Origin of the sequence: Pseudalkalibacillus sp. SCS-8, assembly GCF_040126055.1 — a bacterium.
Taxonomy (GTDB): Bacteria; Bacillota; Bacilli; order Bacillales; family Fictibacillaceae; genus Pseudalkalibacillus; species Pseudalkalibacillus nanhaiensis.
Genome location: NZ_CP143541.1, coordinates 880,523 through 898,117, shown reverse-complemented (window position 1 = coordinate 898,117; position 17,595 = coordinate 880,523). Strand labels below are relative to the sequence as shown.

Genomic DNA, 17,595 nt, shown 5'->3' with positions numbered 1-17,595 from the left:
TACTCCTTACAAGATAGTGGAAAACAACCTCTATCACGTAAGGAGGTAAGCGCATGGAACATGAAGTGATGATTGTTGGCGGTGGAATTGCTGGATTGACATTAGCTGTAAAGCTTGCCTCCTGTAATATCGATGTCTTGCTTGTCGAAAAAGACGAAAAGAGCGGAACAATTTATAAGGGAGAGCTCTTACAACCTAAGAGTTTAGAAATCTTAAATCAATTAGGCGTTTACGATCAGATCAAACAACACGGAGAAGCTCTTCCTTCCATTGAAATGATTGAATATCACCAAGATGAAAAAGGTCTGGAGCTGCTTGGTCGTAATGAATTTCGTTATGACATCCTCAACTCTAGGTTTAACACATCTGTCATGATTCCACATGAAAAATTAAAAGAAATCTTATTCCGTGAAGCACGTAAACATCCTACATTCGTACATTTGAAGCCAGCTCGATTCACTGGTTTTACATATGCAAAAGGAAAAAGGAAGGCCAGGGTGGCATTGCCTGATCGGGAACAGCTCGTTAGCGCCAAGTTTTATGTCGGTGCGGAAGGAAGAGTTTCCCCTGTTCGAAATGAAATGAAGGTTACGCTGAAAAAACATTCCTATAACCATCATTTCCTCACTGTCTCCTTCCCTCGCCCGGCTTCATTAAAATCCTCCAAAATCATTACAACCCAAGAAAAATTCCTTGGGTTATTTCCATTGCCAGACAACCAGGTCCGGAGCGTTTTACTTATCAAGCCTGGTGAATACAAGCTGATGAGGAAGCAGGGACTCGACTCTTTTTATCAAGCTTATATTGATTTAATGCCAGAATTGGAAGGTTTCGTGAATCAAATTCAATCTTGGAAACAAATCCAATTGATGATTCCTTTAAGACATAATGCATCCCGTTATGTAGAAGACAATTGTATTCTTGTCGGTGATGCGGCTCATAGTGTCCATCCGATGGCAGGTGAGGGAATGAACCTTGCCATCCAAGATGCTGACGTACTAGGTGAATTGCTCTGTTGGATGTATGAAACCGGCCAGTTGGAATTCGATCACCTGAAAGGGTTTGAGCAGGTTCGCAAGCCCAGGGCTGAGTTTGTATCCAGGCTCAGCCACCAGGCTGCATTGATGTATTCATTCTCCACTTCAACCTTTCAAAAATTACGTATGAAAGGCATTTCCAATACAGAAAGAAACAAAAAGCTGCACTTTAAACAGATGTTAAACACATCGGGCCTAGGGATTTGGAGGTTCTCACTCTTTGACCGGATGAAACAAGCTGGTTTCGTCCCATCTTTTATTGGCGGGAATACCATTTCGGATTCAGAGCAATTGACGCATTTCTTCACAAAAGAGGACGATTACCCGTGGATGAAGTAAAGGAGGCAGAAACAGATGAATGAATGGATGAAGTTACTAAGGGCACGGAAATGGATGAAAAGCAATGAGCCATTTTTGTATGCCTGGCACGCATATGTAGGGTATGAGCTGGATTTATTCGATCGTTTTGAAAATGGAGCAATGGTTGAAGATGTTGCAGCTAGGTTTGATATGGACAAGCTCCTCCTCTTGCGTTGGGCAGAGGTCGGTGTTGCGATCGGGCATTTGAAAGGCCACCCAGATGGGAAATTGACATCTGATCGTACACTGACAAAATATACGTCCAAGCGAAGTCCCAGCTCTGTTGGGGCATTATTGAAGGAGATGATGGAGCTTCATATTCCGATACTGCTCGACTATCCACATCTTTTGCAAAAACATCCGAAGACTCAATACCAGGATAAGGATTTTGCAGCAACTGTTGCTGAAACATCCACATTCATTGAAAAGTTCGCCTTCCCCAAATTATATAAATGGATGAAAAAGCATCGGGCAAAACGGCTGCTCGATTTAGGCTGTGGTCACGCTGGCTACATTGCAAGACTTAGCCAAAAGAATAAAAGGTTCGACTTACATGGAGTAGAAATGAACGCTGATGTTTGTAACGAAGCTGTTTCCAGGTTAAAACGAGTAAACACCAAAAACACGACGATCCATCAAGGAGACGTGAGGAGCTGGATGTGGAATGGTAAGCCTTTTGACTTGGTGATGATGAATAATCTTCTTTATTACTTTTCACCAGAGGAACGAGCTTCTTTATTCCGTAAGGCTTATGAAATGACAAATAAGAAAGGGACACTCGTCATTATCTCACCACTTCGGGAACCGGATCATGGTCATGCGTTTTCGACAGCTTTCAATAGTTTCATGAGCGCACACGATAACCTTTTCACACTGCCCTCTAAGAACGAAATAAGCCAAAACGCAAAAGAAAACGGTTTTAAGCTAAACAAAATAAAACCGGTCATCAAAGAGGGTGCCTGGTATTTCATGGCGTTCAAAAAGAAATAGATACCTCGGGTGTGAGATTGCATCATGAATGGGGGCTTTCGCACCGCGAAAAGGCTAAATCGGCAATATCGCACCCCGAATGAGGCTCTTTCGTACCGCGAAAAGGCTAAATCGCCATTATCGCACCCCGAATGAGGCTCTTTCGCACCGCGAAACGGCTAAATCGCCATTATCGCACCCCGAATGAGGCTCTTTCGCACCGCGAAACGGCTAAATCGCCTTTATCGCACCCCGAATAGGGCTCTTTCGTACCGCGAAAATGCTAACTTGGCATTATCGCACCCAGAAAAATGACGAAAACGGAGCTGCAGCAGGCAGCTCCGTTCTTCATTTCCTAATTCTTATTGGGGCGGAATCGTGCCGCCTGCTTGTGAATATCGTGCATAGAATTCTTGAACGAACTGGTTGGTAATGCCGTCATCATGGATGATCAGCATGTTTTCATCATTGTTTTCATTTCCGTTTGTGCTCCAGTTCGTCGAACCGACTACGACTGTCGGATCACTTGTTGTTTCTGCGTCAATCAACATCGTCTTACTATGAAGCTTTCTTGTTTCCGCATCAATATAAACAGGTGCTGGGTTATTCCAACGGATGTTTGGATTGTTCGCACTCGTTTGGGATGCCGTACGTCCAGTCATTTCAATACTAGCAGACCACCATTGATTCCAGAAGTCGCTCGCGAACACCCCTTTTACATCAAAACCAGTAAGTGTTCCTTCCAGATCGTTATAGGATCCTTCCCACTTATACTTCAATTCATCAACCAAAGCTTGATCGGACCAAGCAAAGATTGTGAAATACGTATTGATATCCGCTTCGTTCTTTACAAGCTCAGCCAGTTTACCGACCGCATCGTCACCAGAGGAAAAGTATACTTCTACGGTCTTGCCACCGATATTGACGACATGCGGCGTGTTGTCCGTTTTACGTGGTCCGAGATTAGCATTTTGAGGTGAAGGTGTCATTGTCGCGCTTCCCCACATCTCGTTGAATTCTGTCTCATAAATGCCTGCTAAATCTGAAGAGTGTATGTCCACAACATGTTGCTGATTGCCATCCAGTACGCCATTTGCCATGTTTTCATCGCTTCCATAAAGACCTGTCACCGTAAAGTTCCAGCTTCCTGTGAAAACCCACGTATCATCGACAATGGCAAATTTGTTGTGCATTTGGTTTCCTGGTGAATAATATGTCCCATCTGTCTTTTGCTCCCCTTCTACGAACCAGTAGCCAGTTGTAGCAGTCGACCCAACTGTGCGAGTTTCGTAAGGGAAATCATCAGGTGTAGCAGGTAGACCGTGATCTCCTCGTTTCGTCTGATCCTCTACTGCATACATTGGTGAGTCTGAGAAAACTGTAATATCATCAGCTGTACCTAATGTCATGTCTTGCCCGCGTACCATTTCTTCCAAATACAAACGCATCGTTTCAAAACGTTCGATATAATGTGGATCGGTCGCATCCTTCGCATCAGCTACAACACGCACATCCACACCTTGTGCCGCTTTATTGATCAAGGCATCTACGACTCTAGGTAAATTGATTTCATAGGTAGCGAAATCGATAGTCGTAGTAGCCTGGTTGATTCGATCGATCAAGCGATCTTCTAAATTCACATTGTAGTTTGCTTCATTGCCTGTGTCAGCATAACCAGTCAGTGCACATTTATTAAAATATACATTGATTGATCCTGCTGTTTCGGAAACCTGATTCAGTTGCTCAGCCGTCGTGTCACAGGAAGAAGAGCTCCCTCCACTCGAGCTTTGCATAGGTGTACCGTAACCGACATCATACGTCGCGGTTGCAGTACTCCAGCTGGAAGATGTTGTCCCACTCGCTGCAGGATCAATACGCTCCATCGTGGCTTTCGTATTATTGTCACCTGCGTACCATTGATCGACAGAATCAATCAGAGTGCCAGTAGAATCCTTCAATTCAAGCGTTTCACTCGTATTGCTCATCGACCCGCTGTAGATCTGGTTTGCTGAAACATTCGGTACTGTCGAATCATCTGTCCGCTCCAACAAATAATGACCGCCAGCTGGAATTGTACCAGAGAGGGAAATTGCTGGATCACCGTCTACCGCATTCAATGTCCAACCATCTATCGAGATACTGCTAGAGGTGGGATTATGTAATTCGATCCATTCATCTGCATAGCTTGCTGTCGTACCCATCCAAGCAATTTCATTGATGACAACATCATTTGCTGCTGCCGCTTCTGCTTCACTCGTCTGTGTAACCGGATTCATAAACGAAAGTGTAAGCGCTGTCATTAACGTAATCTTCAACCATCTCTTCATCCTCTTGATGCTCCTTTTTCAATGTTTTTGTGGAAAAGCTTACTTTTCTATTAAAAACAGAAACTTGTAAACGCTTCAACAGGATTAGATGAAGTCTTTGTAAAGATAGGCGTTTCCTACTACATGGTTGTCCAAACCACATCCAGCATTCGGAATAGTATGTAAATAAAGGAATGAATAACAAGGAGAAAGGATAGAACGATGTCAAGCCAATCCCATACAACAATTCCACCGTTTTTTGTCAACTCGATCCCCAAAAGCGGTACGCATTTGATGAAGCCCTTGCTCCAAGGTGTACCTGCACTAACTCACCATGCTTTCATTTTTCCAGGCCACCCCAATCAAGTGACCGACCATATGAACAAGCTTTCCTCGATGAAAACGAATGAATTTGCCAATGGACACATTTTTTATAATCCTGAATATAAAACCCTCTTTCAACTTCTGAAATTGAAGCAAGTATTCCAATATAGGGACCCGAGGGATATCGTCGTTTCTTACGCTTACTTTTTCATGAAATTTCCTGACCATCCTTATCGCCGCTATTTTATGGAAAGAGGAATGGACGTAAAAGCAAGGTGTTTAGAAATCATTAACGGAATTGACCATTATCCGGTCAGGCGTCCCGATATCGGCACATGGTATCGAAAGTTCACAGGTTGGTTTAATGAAGAGAACGTCCTCCCTGTCCGTTACGAAGACCTTGTCGGTTCTCCTGAATCTCAAACAGAGGTTTTGAAAAGAATCCTGTCATTTACGGGAATTGAACAGGACCCTGGGAAGCAGGATGATTTAGTAAGGATGATGAAAAGGAATGTCAATCCTGAAAAATCCCCTACTTATCGAAAAGGACAATCAGGTAACTGGAGACAGGAATTTGATGAGGAAGTGAAAGAGCGGTTCAAAGCAGTAGCTGGTGATTTGTTGATCGAGTTAGGGTATGAAAAAGACCTGAATTGGTAAAGTCATAACCCATTTATATGTAAAAAGGAGGCCTTCCCCTTATCTGGGCAGCCTCTTTCTTTGTAAGCAATTTGATTTCTGGTTGACTTAAACGAGAAACATCCCTTTCTTCAAATAGAAATACACATTTTGAAGTTTAAGTTTTGTGCCTTCGATACGGTCAACTTCTTTTTCTGAAGCAACAGTTATCAAGAACTTTGCCTCTTCATTCATTTCAATCGTTCCGTATATGTCATCTGTCGTAAAATATACGGTCTTACCATCATTAACACACGTACACAAATCTTCGAATGATTGAATATAGGTTTTGTTTTGGCTTTCGAATATATTTTGGTCTATTTCGGCAAAACGATCGAACCCAATGTTCAACATTCTCCCCCCTTCTTGCTATACTAGTAGAATAACAGATTTTCAGATGAATTTCGTCTACATTTTTACAAAAATCTTCTATATTTTCATAAATAGTTTTAATGAAACAGTTCTTTGTTATCATTTTCTGACGATGTGAATCACCACTTCGTAACTATATTACTATAAAGCCCAAGGTTGAAAACGCCATAAAGTGAATTCTTCAAGCTTCATTCATCAATCATTTTTCTATAAGAATAAAATATTTCGAGTGCAAACCTGTCAGAAAAGATGCTCTTTTTACGTAGAAAAGGTATAATGAGGATAATTTAGATTTTGACAGAAACTGAGACGTTTCTATCACGGAGGAGACTCGAAGTTGGAATTAAAGAAGTACATACCGTTCGTATTACTCATTGGCATCATCATCTTTCTCATCCCGTATAGCATTCCGTTGGTATTAGCATTATTAACTGCGGTTCTGCTTGAACCATTCGTCAAAATGTTGAATCGTACGTTCTCCATTAAACGGATCTGGAGTGTGACGATTGCATTCACCCTCTTCTTGGCGATGCTGCTTATCGGTTGCTATTGGGCTGTCACCTCATTAGTCGTACAGGCAATTGAATTTACAGAACAACTGCCGGAATATGCCCAATATACGTTTGAACGCGTGGAAGAGTTCGTCATACAAATCGAAGAATATTATCAAGAGGTCCCTCCTGAGTACCTCTCTACAATACAGGAAGCACTTGAGGATCTTCGAAAGTTTTCACTTGATTTCTTATCAGGCATCGCAAACGGCCTTGTCGGATTTGTGACTGCTGTACCGATTCTGCTCATCCAATTATTGATCTACCTCGTCAGCCTTTTCCTATTTAGTCTTGATCTACCGAGACTTCATAGTGGATTTTTGAATCTGTTTTCAGAAAAAGCAAAGGAAAAAGTACAGCTTGTCCTTCAGCAGCTTTCATTTGCGTTTGTCGGATTTCTACGTGCTCAATTGATTCTAAGCTTTCTGACGTTCATCATTGCCTGGATTGGGTTACTTATCCTTGATGTCAAATACGCCCTCATCTTTTCGTTGCTGATCGTCATTGTCGATATTCTACCTATTCTTGGTACAGGCTCATTCCTTGTACCATGGGCCCTTTACAACTTTTATGCAGGAGATCAGAGACTAGCGGTCGGGTTACTCGTCTTGTTCTTCCTTATTACGATTTTCAGAAGGATCATTGAACCAAAAATCCTCGGCTCAAGTCTCGGCATCAGTGCTTTAGCCGCCCTAGCGAGTTTGTATATCGGATTTGCGACATTAGGAGTCGTCGGATTGATCATCGGTCCTGCCCTCGTCATTATCATCAAGTCACTTGTAAAAGCTGGCTTCTTGAATGTAAAAATTGATTTTTAAGAAGAGCTGCCAATTCGGCTGCTCTTTTTTTATGACAATTAACATAAATGCACCCCTATTAAAAGAAGGAATGTTTCTTCTTAAGGAAGAATTGATAACAACAGAGAATCATGCACGGAGGAAGCGAGGGCAATTTCTTTGAAGCCATTTGAGCATGCACTATTGGATAGTTATCCGGAACCCTATGTGTTGTTTGTGTTTTCAAACGATCATCCTGATCACGGTCATATCAACTATGTCAATCAAGCCGCAAGGGAAGCCTTGCATCTGGAAAAAGATTGTATCGGTAAGCCGATTGAGGAAGTGTTTTTGAATCCTGATCAGATTGTCCAAACATGCAAAAAAGCGATTGTTACGCAGGATCATCATTCCCTTGAGCATATTTCCATATCCGATTCAAATACAGTGTTCGAGTTTGTTAAATTTGTTCCCATCTCTTCTCCAAGTGGCGTCCAATATTGTGGACTTATTCTTGACACCCCTTATACAGCCGTCAAGAATATGACGGATGATCGGATGGTGGAATCCATTTTCATGTCTTCACCAAACGCCATGCTCATCCAAAGTATTGATGGCGAAGTCTTTAAAATCAATCCGTCATTCACTGAGATGTTCGGGTGGAAAGACTATGAAATCATCGGAAAAGGTATCTCACTCTTCCCTTGTGGATTTGAAAAAGAGCATGAGGAGATCGTTCGCCAATTACAGAAAAAAGAAGTGTATATCATTCCGAATACGAAACGTGTTCATAAGGATGGTTCGGTCAAAGACGTGTCCATCTGTTACATGAACATCTACAATCACCTGAGAGAGCGCACTGCAGTAGCAAGGTTATACATTGATATTTCTAAACAAACACTCTTTCATACAAAATATCTTGAACAAAGAAATTCACTCCAGCTGATTACAGAGAACATGAAAGACCTTGTCGCCATCTCAGACTTCTCCGGAAAGGTGGTATATGCCTCACCGTCCCATGTTGAAATAACAGGGTACTCCGCTGAGTCTTATCTAAATCGGAAAGTCTTCCGGTACATCCATCCCAATGATCGGAGACATGTATTCGAACAGATCAAGAAACTCGTCTATGCAGGTCGGTCTGCCAAAGCCGAAATCAGATACAAGCATGCCAGCAAAGGCTACATTTGGATTGAATGGATTGCATCTCCACTATTGGAGGGACAATCACAATTTGAAAAGTTTGTCGTTGTCGGCAGGGATATAACACACAGAAAACGGGCAGAAGAAGCCTTACAGGAAAGCGAAAAGAAGTACCGACTTATACTGGAGAAAACGTCGGATCTCGTTGTCATGTTCAATCCTTTTGGGGATGTCGATTTCGTTTCGCCCTCCCTTCAGACATGGTTGGATCATAAACCACTTACAAACATATACGAATTCATGGCGCAGTATGTAGTCGCAGAAGATTTCAATCATCTATATGAAATCATCCATTCCGTCTTCTCCAAAAAAGAGCCGGAACAAAGTACCATCACACTTGAAGTTGGTGAACATCGATTTACCTTCGACACAGTACTGACACCTTTGGCAGCCAATGATTATAACTCCCATTCAGAAGATATGATCCTACTCATAGCACGCGATATCACAAAAAGACTCGAAGATGAACATGTATCCATGCAGCACGAAAAAATGTCGACTGTCGGTCAGCTCGCTGCTGGCATTGCTCATGAGCTTCGGAATCCACTTACGAGTGTGAAAGGGTTCATTCATATGATTGGTGACGAGCTCCGAGACCCGTTGCATCAAAATTATCTTGAGATCATCCGAAAAGAATTGGATGGAATCGAACGGATAGCCGATGAATTTATGGATCTCGCGAAGCCTCATGTTGTGAATGTGGAAAATACAGAGTTAAAGGAGATTGTCGAGAGTTGTGTCCGGTTATTCGAGGGTACGGCTTTCCTCAAAGGAATCCATATATATGTGGACGACATAAGTAATGAAGATATTGTCGTCAATGGGCAAAAGAGCGCTTTGAAGCGGGTATTCATCAATATTATGAAAAATGCGATGGAAGCGATGGATAAAGGCGGTACATTAGCCATAACCGTAAAGAGAAGAGAGAATTATGTAGACCTCTATTTCAGCGATTCTGGTATAGGCATTGAAAAGGAGAGGTTGAAGTACATCGGTGAACCTTTTTATTCCACGAAAGAAAAAGGGATCGGTCTAGGACTGATGATGAGCCGTAAAATCATACGTGAACATGGCGGAAGGCTCTCCATCGAATCGGAATATCTGAAGGGCACCACCATCTGCATCGTCCTCCCTCTTTCCACCACGCACGTTGAACATCAAAAAATACCGAGTTATTAAAGGAAGAGGCTGACTCTTGAGGACGTTATATCGTCCTTCAGGTCAGCCCTTCTTTGGTCTATTTCATTATGTGTAAGGACAAATTCATCTTTCTATCCTTCATTATTTGTCTCATAGATCAAGAGAGACGCATGATCATCATCCGGGACAGCATAAAGTTTAATCCCGTCCTCGTCCGTTTCCAGAAAGACAGGGTTACGAGTAATTGTATGATGTTGAGGGGAAAAGACTGGAATCGGAATTTCATGATGGATCTCTTTTGTTTTCTTGTCTAATAAGGCCAGGCCTCCAAGCTCATACGTACCGCCATCTTCCGTTGACAAGCCCGCTAGACCGGTGCAGATCATGTTCCCTTCATCTACCCCTTCACAATCTTGATAATCGATGAAATGACTGGAATTGAATTCGACCGATTTCTGTTTTCCTTTCTCATTCCATTCGTAAAATTTTCTCGATCCCCAGCTAACGCCTTGAAGCTCATGAGTCTTTTCATCACTCACGACACCTCCAATATGATCGTCCACTTCAAATACTTTTGTAACGTTGTGTGTTTCAGCATCCACTTTATACATGATCGATTTACTATCAGGGCGATACTCGGCTACTGGTACCCATATGTTTTCTCCATCGAAGTCGATTCCGCCTGGATGATACATGTCACCTTCACCAAGTTTAATATCCTTTATCAATTGCCCATTTTGATCCACGATGTATAAATGTCCGACACCTTTACCAGCCGTACGGTCATATCCATTCTTCGGCTCATCATATTTTTCCGGTTTTTCAATGATTTCGACCGATGATATGTAATAGCGATCATCAATTTTTGTCATTCCTTGCGGATGATGGATATTGAAATCCAAGTCTAGTTGTTCAACTTTATTCCATTCTGTATTCCGGGAAAGCTTTTTGACCTCACTGGACAGTCCTTCTTTTTCAGCTGTTGCAAATCCGCTCGAAGCCATGGCGATGAGTATTATGGCTGATAGGAGCATAGCATATAAGCGCATGATGTTCGTGCCTCCTTCATTGTTGTCATCGCCTATCAACATAATATAAAAGGAACGTAAAAAGAAGTGTTTCTCGCTCATCTTTAGACAATTTACGAGGAATTTAATTACGCTTAAGCTTCTTTAACAAAATGTAACCTAAACAATATGTCTAACAGATCATAAAAAAAGAGGCAGACCTGGTTTCAGATCTGCCTCTTGCTTTCGTTTATGAAGCGAGCTGTTCCATACGTTTCAGATATGGAGCCAACTTGTAGTAGATTACGATAAATAAAGAAGCGACAATCGTACTCTTGATTAGATTGAACGGCGTGATACCTGTCAGGATGAGGTTTGTCATCATATCTGACGTCATCGGATCATAGTTAAGGAACCATGTATACGCTGGCAGGATAAGCACATAATTCAACAGCGCCATCATCAATGTCATCGTTAACGTACCTGTCAACAATCCAAACGTCATTCCTTTTTTACTACGATATTTTCGGAATAAGATGGATGCTGGTACGATGAAAAAGCTGCCCGCTAGGAAGTTGGCGAACTGGCCTACTGGAACGCCTGTCATGCTTCCTTGCACACCGTAGTGTAGAAGATTTTTAATCGCTTCTACCGTGATCCCTGCCACGGGACCGAATACGATTCCGCTTAATAATGCCGGAACATCACTTAAATCGATTTTAAGAAATGGCGGCAGTCCTGGAAACGGAAAATCCAGGAGCATCAGTACATACGCGATGCTGCTCATAAGTGAGACAGCAATCATGCGATACAATTTCCCCTTTTGTTGCATAGGAAACCTCTCCTTTTCCTAAACGCCATCTTGCTTCCAATGCATTGCACCTCTCGAGAATCATATACAGACCCAGTCCTTTACACAAAAAACCCTAAAGCTATTCGCAGCTTTAGGGAGTATTTGCGCATTCTATGACAGGTTTTTTAGACCATTAGAAATCAAGCCTCTTTGTTGTATATGACAAAAGAAACCGTGCAAACATCTTCTCCCATCCAGACTATACTGTCGGCTCTGGCTTTAAACCAGATCAGCAAAGCTCTTCGAACGAAGAACAAAGCTCGCGGGCTCATGAAGGGGGACTTCATCTACCGCCGGTCGGGAATTTCACCCTGCCCCGAAGATGGTGTTTATGTTGTTGTTTTTACATATACAGTATATCGCTAAATAGCTTGATTGGGCAATAGGAATGCTTATTTCCCATCAACTGACACTTTTCAGGTCCGGTCTTTCTTTCTTCTGTTTTTTCTTATAGACCATTTTAGATAGAGATATACTGATCTCATACAACAACAGCAACGGTATCGTTACAAGGAAGTCAGAAATGAAATCTGGCGGTGTAACCGAAACCGCGACTACAACGAGAACGAAGTAAGAAACCTTCCTTGCTTTGATCAGATGCGTAGGGTTCAATAAGCCGATGGTCGTCAAGAATAGGATGACTACTGGTAATTCAAACAACAACCCGAAAGGAAGGGTCATCTGCATCATGAATCTGAAATACTTCTCTGTTGTGTACATTTCTTGGAAATGATTAGCTGATAGACCTTCCATAAAGGAAAGGACCATCGGGAAGACAATGAAATAACCGAATGATATGCCGACCAAGAATAATAGGAATAATACTGGAATATAGGAGAGCGTTGCCTTCCGTTCTTTCAAGTTCAGTGCTGGTTTAATGTAACGATAGATTTGAAAAGCGGCAAAAGGTATGGTCATGGCAATTGCACAGATCCCCGAGATCATGACATAAACCCACAGGATATCTGAAGGTCCAAGAATGACAAGCTTTTGGTCAAGGTCCCGAATCAGCCATTCATAAATCTCCTCAACAAAAACGAAGGATCCGACCAGGAACAGGATGAACACAACCAATGTCCAGATGATTCTTTTTCTTAATTCTTCTAGATGTTCTGTGACTTCCAACTCTTCATCCACTTCGCGCATAGCATTCACCGCCTTTCTTATTTATTTAGTAGAAAGAGGCTGACTCAATCGGTTCATACATCGATTAAGCCAACCCCCATCCATTTACTGCTTTTCGTTCTGAGCTGTTGCTTTATTCTCCGATTTATCGTCATCATCCGAAGATATCAGATCTTTGGTAGAATTTTTGAATTCTTTTAAAGTACTACCTGCAGCTCGGCCAAGCTCCGGAAGTTTTGATGGTCCGAAGATGATCAACGCGATAACCAGAATCAAAATCAAACCTGGAATACCGATTTGTCCAAATGGCATAAGTCATTCCTCCTTCTTAAAATCCTCTGATTGCGACAACGGCTGGTCGAGGCATACGATCGCCTGCTCTGTGTGGCCACATGCTTGTCGGTTGTGATAAGTCTTCTGTCTCTTCACCCGGGTGTTGGACAGATAAGAACAACGTCTTCTCATCCGGAGTGAACGACGGGCCGGTCAACTCTGCTTCAACAGGTGCAGATGCAAATTGGAACGCTTCCCCTTCTTGTTTGCCGGAAGTCGGAATCGCGAACATTCCATTGTTCTTGAAAGGTTTCCAAACCTTATCGTTCAACTTGCTGCTAGAGATATCCGTTACCGTCCACAATGTTCCATATTGGTCGAATGTCAGGTTATCAGGTGCACTGAATCCGCTTTGGATCCCACCTGCTACGAAGATGGAAAATTGGAAGTTCATAGCCCCGTGATCATCGTTCTCTTCAAAGAAACGCGTGATATGACCATGGATGTTACCGTGCTTGTCATTGTTTGTATGTGCAACGAAGATGGTTCCATCAAATGGGCTGATTTCAACATCTTCCGGACGATCTGTAGGCGTTGCACCTAGCAAGATTGCAGCATCATGTGCATGAACAACCACATCTGCTTGCGTTTGGAATTTATCAAGGATTTCTTGCTTTCCTTTTGCTGCTTCTCGGACCGCTTCTACTGTCAAAGCAATCCACTCGCCACTACTTAAGTCAGCGGCATAAAGCGTCCCTTTGTTTAGAAGCTCAGAATTTTTCTTTCCTAGCTTCTCGTTGTACTTTCCTTCACTTACAAACTTGTAGACACATGCATCCTTCTTGTCATCGCCCATGTAAACGACTACGCGTCCATCTTTTGCGAGTCCCATAGATGCATTTTCATGGTTGAAACGTCCAAGTGCAGTATGTTTACGGACTTGGAAGTTGGCATCAAATGGATCCACTTCTACAACCCAGCCGTAATGTGTTTCGTCTAGCCCTGCATCTTCCGCTGTATACTCGTAATTTTCTTCGCAAGTCAATAGTGTGCCCCATAACGTCTTACCGCCAGAACAGTTGGCAAACGTTCCTTGAACGGTTGTTGCGCCATTAACAGCCTTTGATCCTGCTGCTGGTCCAGTCAAATTAATCTTTGTCAATCCCGTAACGCGACGCGCATATTTTGAAGTCGTATCCATTTTCCATGTGTCACCTTCGCGGTAAACTTCAATGATTGAACCGCCTTGGTTATATAGAAGTGTTTGGATTTGTTCCTTTGAATACTTGTCAACCTCTTGTCCGTAAACGAACAGGTCCGACACATACTCATGGTTTACCCAGAGCAACCCACGTTCGCCTTTACGTTTATCATCGTCATCGTCATCCCACTCCCCAGTCCGTTCATTGATCGGGAAGTATAAAGTGAAGTCATTATTAAAACCGAATGTATCGCCTTTTGAATTGATTTTGTCTCCATAAGCCGCCACAACGTTATATTGATAGCCATGTGGAAGCACCAGATCATCTTTAGAAGAAGGCTCAATCGGCTTGAATTTCATTTGACCGATTTTAGGTTTCTTTTGTCCTTCTTTGTGAAAACCACCTGCTTGAGCAGGTTTTGTCAGCACGTTAAGTCCCGTGCTTGATGCAGCTAGTGCTGTAGCCCCTGTTCCTAAATATGTTAAGAATTTTCTTCGATTGACTTTACCCATGACCCTTCACTCCTTAAAAATGTTGAGTTAAAAGTACTACACAACAAATGGTAGGATACAAATTTTAAGGAATCGTTGAGAAATGATTACAATCTTGATATAGCTATGTTTTTCGAAAATATTAGTTGGAAAAGCCTAATTTGTTTGCCATTTTTATAGTACATTATTACCATAAAAACGCATTACATCGAGAGAACGTATGTATCCAAATCAAGTAATCCTACCTCCAACAAGGAGATTGTTAAGGTTTTGTTTAGAATTTACCTTTTCTTAATACGTGGCGATGGTCTTTGCCACAAAATAGTCAAAAAAACGGCCCCCATCCTTTCGCATGAGGGCAAGAATAGTATAGACAAGCGGAACAAATTCCGCTGTAACAAGAAAAGAAGCTGCATGAATGGCCTTGATTGGAGAGAACCTCCCCTAAGTATTGGAACGTTTTCGGAACAACCTCCAATGATCCTCTCCATGACCAGGCTAGTGCGTCCATTTGATGAAGGATGATGAACAATCATCCTTCTTTTGTTTTTGTATAAGAATCGTTTACTCAAACGGACTGGGAGTGGTATAATTTGTAAAAGTGCGTTGGAGGTTAGAACATGCTGAAGATATTCAAACAGTTTGGTGCTGTTACATGGGCTGCAACTGTCTTTCTGTTTACATTGATTACTTTTGGAATCAATCGCAAGCTCCAAAAGAGAAAGAAATGACCAGCATGAAAAATCCGGAAACCTAACCCTATGGTCATTTTTCCAGATTTCATCGATTACATGTTTTAAAGAAGCATTACCGGCTGAATTGATCAGCTTTATTTATTTTAATGAAAGCATTCAGAATTTCTGCGCATTTCATACTTCTTACTTTCTCGACACGTTTATCCACGAGTTCCTGAAGTTCACCAGCTGATACTTCTTCAGGAATGTCCAACAATTCCACGTAAAACTCCTTCGAACCATTCACAGAAAAATCAATCGAGATCTTTGCCGTTAAGCCCACACCTTTCACACTCCTTAATGAATCTAACATTACTATGTAAAAATAATGTTCCTTCCCAACATTCAAAAGCTTATTCTACTATATTATACGCATAGACTTTGGATATGTTTCAAAAAAAGAGATTTTTTGTAAGATGAGTAAAATGTTAAATTAATTTTATTGCATTTTCACTAGTATGACCAGCCATATAATACGTTAAACAAATCGACTTACAAAATGATTTGTATTTAAAAGTTTTTAATAGATAATATCCCCCGTCATAGGAAAGGTGTTTTCTTTTAAAAAGTTAGATATCTCTCTAGATGGGTATAGGTTAATGAGACACATCTCTTTATGTACATGATTTCATTTTTGTAAAGGAGGTTCATTGTGGCTGACGAAAAAGGAAAAGCTCCACATTGGAACATCGTATTTTGGGTATCATCCATCATCGTTACGCTCTTTGTCATCTGGGCGGCTATTTCTCCAGATTCATTAGGGAACAATGCGGCTGCTGTATTTGATTTCACTACATATGCATTCGGCTGGTTTTATCTTATCGCCGTGTTCTTTTTCACGATATTCTGTTTAGTATTGGCTATTAGCCGGTACGGTAAAATTCGACTCGGTGGTGACGATTCAAAGCCTGATTATCCGTTTTTCACATGGATTGGCATGTTGTTCAGTGCAGGATTCGGAGTAGGACTTGTCTTCTGGGGCGTGGCTGAACCCATGAGCCATTTCTTTGAACCCCCGATGGGAATCGAAGGACAGTCTGAAGAAGCCGCACGTACATCCATGCGTTATTCTTTTTTCCATTGGGGAATCCACCAATGGTCTGTTTTCACTGTTGTCGGTCTTGCTTTAGGATATTTTCAATATCGAAAGAAAGAAAAAGGGTTGATCAGTACGACCTTCAACCCGATAATTGGCCAAGGTGGTAAAACACCGCTAAGAAGGACGGTAGATATACTGGCTGTCATTGCCACTATTACGGGAGTGGCCACGTCTTTAGGGTTTGGTATCCTGCAAATTAATGGTGGTTTGAAAACCGTTTTCGAACTGCCGAATAATGCCCTTATGCAATTGACGATTACAGGCGTCCTGCTCATCTTGTACCTTACTTCCGCAATGACCGGATTGGATAAAGGGATCAAATGGTTGAGTAACCTGAACCTTGGACTGGCATTAGCGTTGATGGTAGCGGTATTATTCATGGGTCCGACTGTTTTCATTTTAAATAGTATGACTTTAGGAATCGGCGATTACATTTCGAATTTCTTTGAAATGAGCTTCCGACTCACCCCTTATAAGGGCGGCACATGGGTCAGAGATTGGACAGTCTTCTATTGGGCATGGGTCATCGCATGGTCCCCATTCGTCGGATCCTTTGTGGCGAGAGTGTCAAGAGGACGAACCATCAGAGAATTTGTTTTTGGCGTACTGATCGTCCCTCCATTCATCGCCATTTTATGGATTGCGATATTTGGTGGTACAGCCCTTCATCTTGACCTGACTCAGGGGACGAATATAGCCGAATTGGTGAATGAAGATGTGACGACAGCTTTATTTGTCACGTATGCTCAGTTACCGTTAACATTTTTATTTTCACTGCTGTCGATCCTTTTGATCTTTACATTCTTGATCACTTCAGCCGACTCTGCAACATTCGTACTCGGCATCATGACAACCGACGGCAATTTGAACCCTGGACGCTTCGTCAAGCTCATTTGGGGGATTTTAATGGCTGCTATCGCTGCCGTTCTCATTATCAGTAGTGGTTTGCAAGGACTACAAACCGCATCTTTAATTGCAGCCCTCCCTTTCACTGTGATATTGGTTATCATGTGCTTATCCATCATTAAATTGGTTCGGAACGAGCCGCCTCTTTCTTCAAATAAAAAGAAATAGTGTCGAAAAAGGAGATTGCAC

At 42.1% G+C, this 17,595-nt stretch carries 14 protein-coding genes and 1 riboswitch; of the genes, 6 read left to right on the top strand and 8 right to left on the bottom strand.

Going from position 1 to position 17,595, the window contains the following annotated elements; genetic code table 11:
• Positions 1–53: 53 nt before the first annotated feature.
• On the top strand, positions 54–1,376 hold the full coding sequence (locus V1497_RS04600) for an NAD(P)/FAD-dependent oxidoreductase (RefSeq protein WP_349409795.1): 1,323 nt from the start codon (positions 54–56) through the stop codon (positions 1,374–1,376).
• Between the two features lie 15 nt (positions 1,377–1,391).
• Positions 1,392–2,387, top strand: coding sequence for a class I SAM-dependent methyltransferase (locus V1497_RS04595; RefSeq protein WP_349409794.1), 996 nt, complete (start codon positions 1,392–1,394; stop codon positions 2,385–2,387).
• A 341-nt stretch (positions 2,388–2,728) separates the two neighbouring features.
• On the opposite strand, the gene V1497_RS04590 is transcribed toward V1497_RS04595, so the two are convergent.
• Entirely contained in the window at positions 2,729–4,693 is a 1,965-nt protein-coding gene (locus V1497_RS04590) for a phospholipase D-like domain-containing protein (RefSeq protein ID WP_349409793.1), read from the bottom strand.
• A 201-nt stretch (positions 4,694–4,894) separates the two neighbouring features.
• Here V1497_RS04590 and V1497_RS04585 point away from each other — a divergent pair, with 201 nt between their 5' ends.
• Entirely contained in the window at positions 4,895–5,656 is a 762-nt protein-coding gene (locus tag V1497_RS04585) for a sulfotransferase domain-containing protein (protein WP_349409792.1), read from the top strand.
• A gap of 87 nt (positions 5,657–5,743) precedes the next feature.
• On the opposite strand, the gene V1497_RS04580 is transcribed toward V1497_RS04585, so the two are convergent.
• Positions 5,744–6,028 carry a hypothetical protein gene (locus V1497_RS04580; protein ID WP_349409791.1) on the bottom strand — a complete coding sequence of 95 codons (285 nt, stop codon included), beginning with the start codon at positions 6,026–6,028 and terminating at the stop codon, positions 5,744–5,746.
• A 355-nt stretch (positions 6,029–6,383) separates the two neighbouring features.
• On the opposite strand from V1497_RS04580, the gene ytvI reads away from it, so the two are divergent.
• Entirely contained in the window at positions 6,384–7,415 is a 1,032-nt protein-coding gene (ytvI, locus tag V1497_RS04575) for a sporulation integral membrane protein YtvI (protein WP_349409790.1), read from the top strand.
• Between the two features lie 138 nt (positions 7,416–7,553).
• Positions 7,554–9,755 (top strand): PAS domain S-box protein, encoded by a 2,202-nt coding sequence (locus V1497_RS04570; protein WP_349409789.1) that lies wholly within the window; start codon positions 7,554–7,556, stop codon positions 9,753–9,755.
• A gap of 92 nt (positions 9,756–9,847) precedes the next feature.
• On the opposite strand, the gene V1497_RS04565 is transcribed toward V1497_RS04570, so the two are convergent.
• The 6 genes from V1497_RS04565 to V1497_RS04540 all read right to left on the bottom strand — a co-directional run bounded on the left by V1497_RS04565 (position 9,848) and on the right by V1497_RS04540 (position 15,684).
• The gene (locus tag V1497_RS04565) at positions 9,848–10,765 is read right to left on the bottom strand and encodes a DUF6454 family protein (protein WP_349409788.1); all 918 of its coding nucleotides are present in this window, start codon (positions 10,763–10,765) and stop codon (positions 9,848–9,850) included.
• Positions 10,766–10,973: 208 nt separating this feature from the next.
• A complete protein-coding gene (locus V1497_RS04560) occupies positions 10,974–11,555 on the bottom strand; it encodes an ECF transporter S component (RefSeq protein WP_349409787.1) in 582 nt (193 codons plus the stop codon).
• Between the two features lie 199 nt (positions 11,556–11,754).
• Positions 11,755–11,904, bottom strand: a riboswitch (FMN riboswitch).
• Positions 11,905–11,978: 74 nt separating this feature from the next.
• Positions 11,979–12,722, bottom strand: a complete 744-nt coding sequence (gene tatC, locus V1497_RS04555) for a twin-arginine translocase subunit TatC (RefSeq protein ID WP_414703600.1) — start codon at positions 12,720–12,722, stop codon at positions 11,979–11,981.
• 84 nt (positions 12,723–12,806) lie between these two features.
• Positions 12,807–13,013, bottom strand: coding sequence for a twin-arginine translocase TatA/TatE family subunit (locus V1497_RS04550; RefSeq protein WP_349409786.1), 207 nt, complete (start codon positions 13,011–13,013; stop codon positions 12,807–12,809).
• Between the two features lie 16 nt (positions 13,014–13,029).
• Entirely contained in the window at positions 13,030–14,688 is a 1,659-nt protein-coding gene (locus V1497_RS04545) for a PhoX family protein (RefSeq protein ID WP_349409785.1), read from the bottom strand.
• A 786-nt stretch (positions 14,689–15,474) separates the two neighbouring features.
• Positions 15,475–15,684: a hypothetical protein gene (locus V1497_RS04540; RefSeq protein WP_349409784.1), complete on the bottom strand. Its 210-nt coding sequence runs from the start codon at positions 15,682–15,684 to the stop codon at positions 15,475–15,477.
• Positions 15,685–16,053: 369 nt separating this feature from the next.
• Between V1497_RS04540 and V1497_RS04535 the strand changes: the two genes are divergently transcribed.
• On the top strand, positions 16,054–17,574 hold the full coding sequence (locus V1497_RS04535) for a glycine betaine uptake BCCT transporter (RefSeq protein WP_349409783.1): 1,521 nt from the start codon (positions 16,054–16,056) through the stop codon (positions 17,572–17,574).
• Positions 17,575–17,595 lie beyond the last annotated feature (21 nt).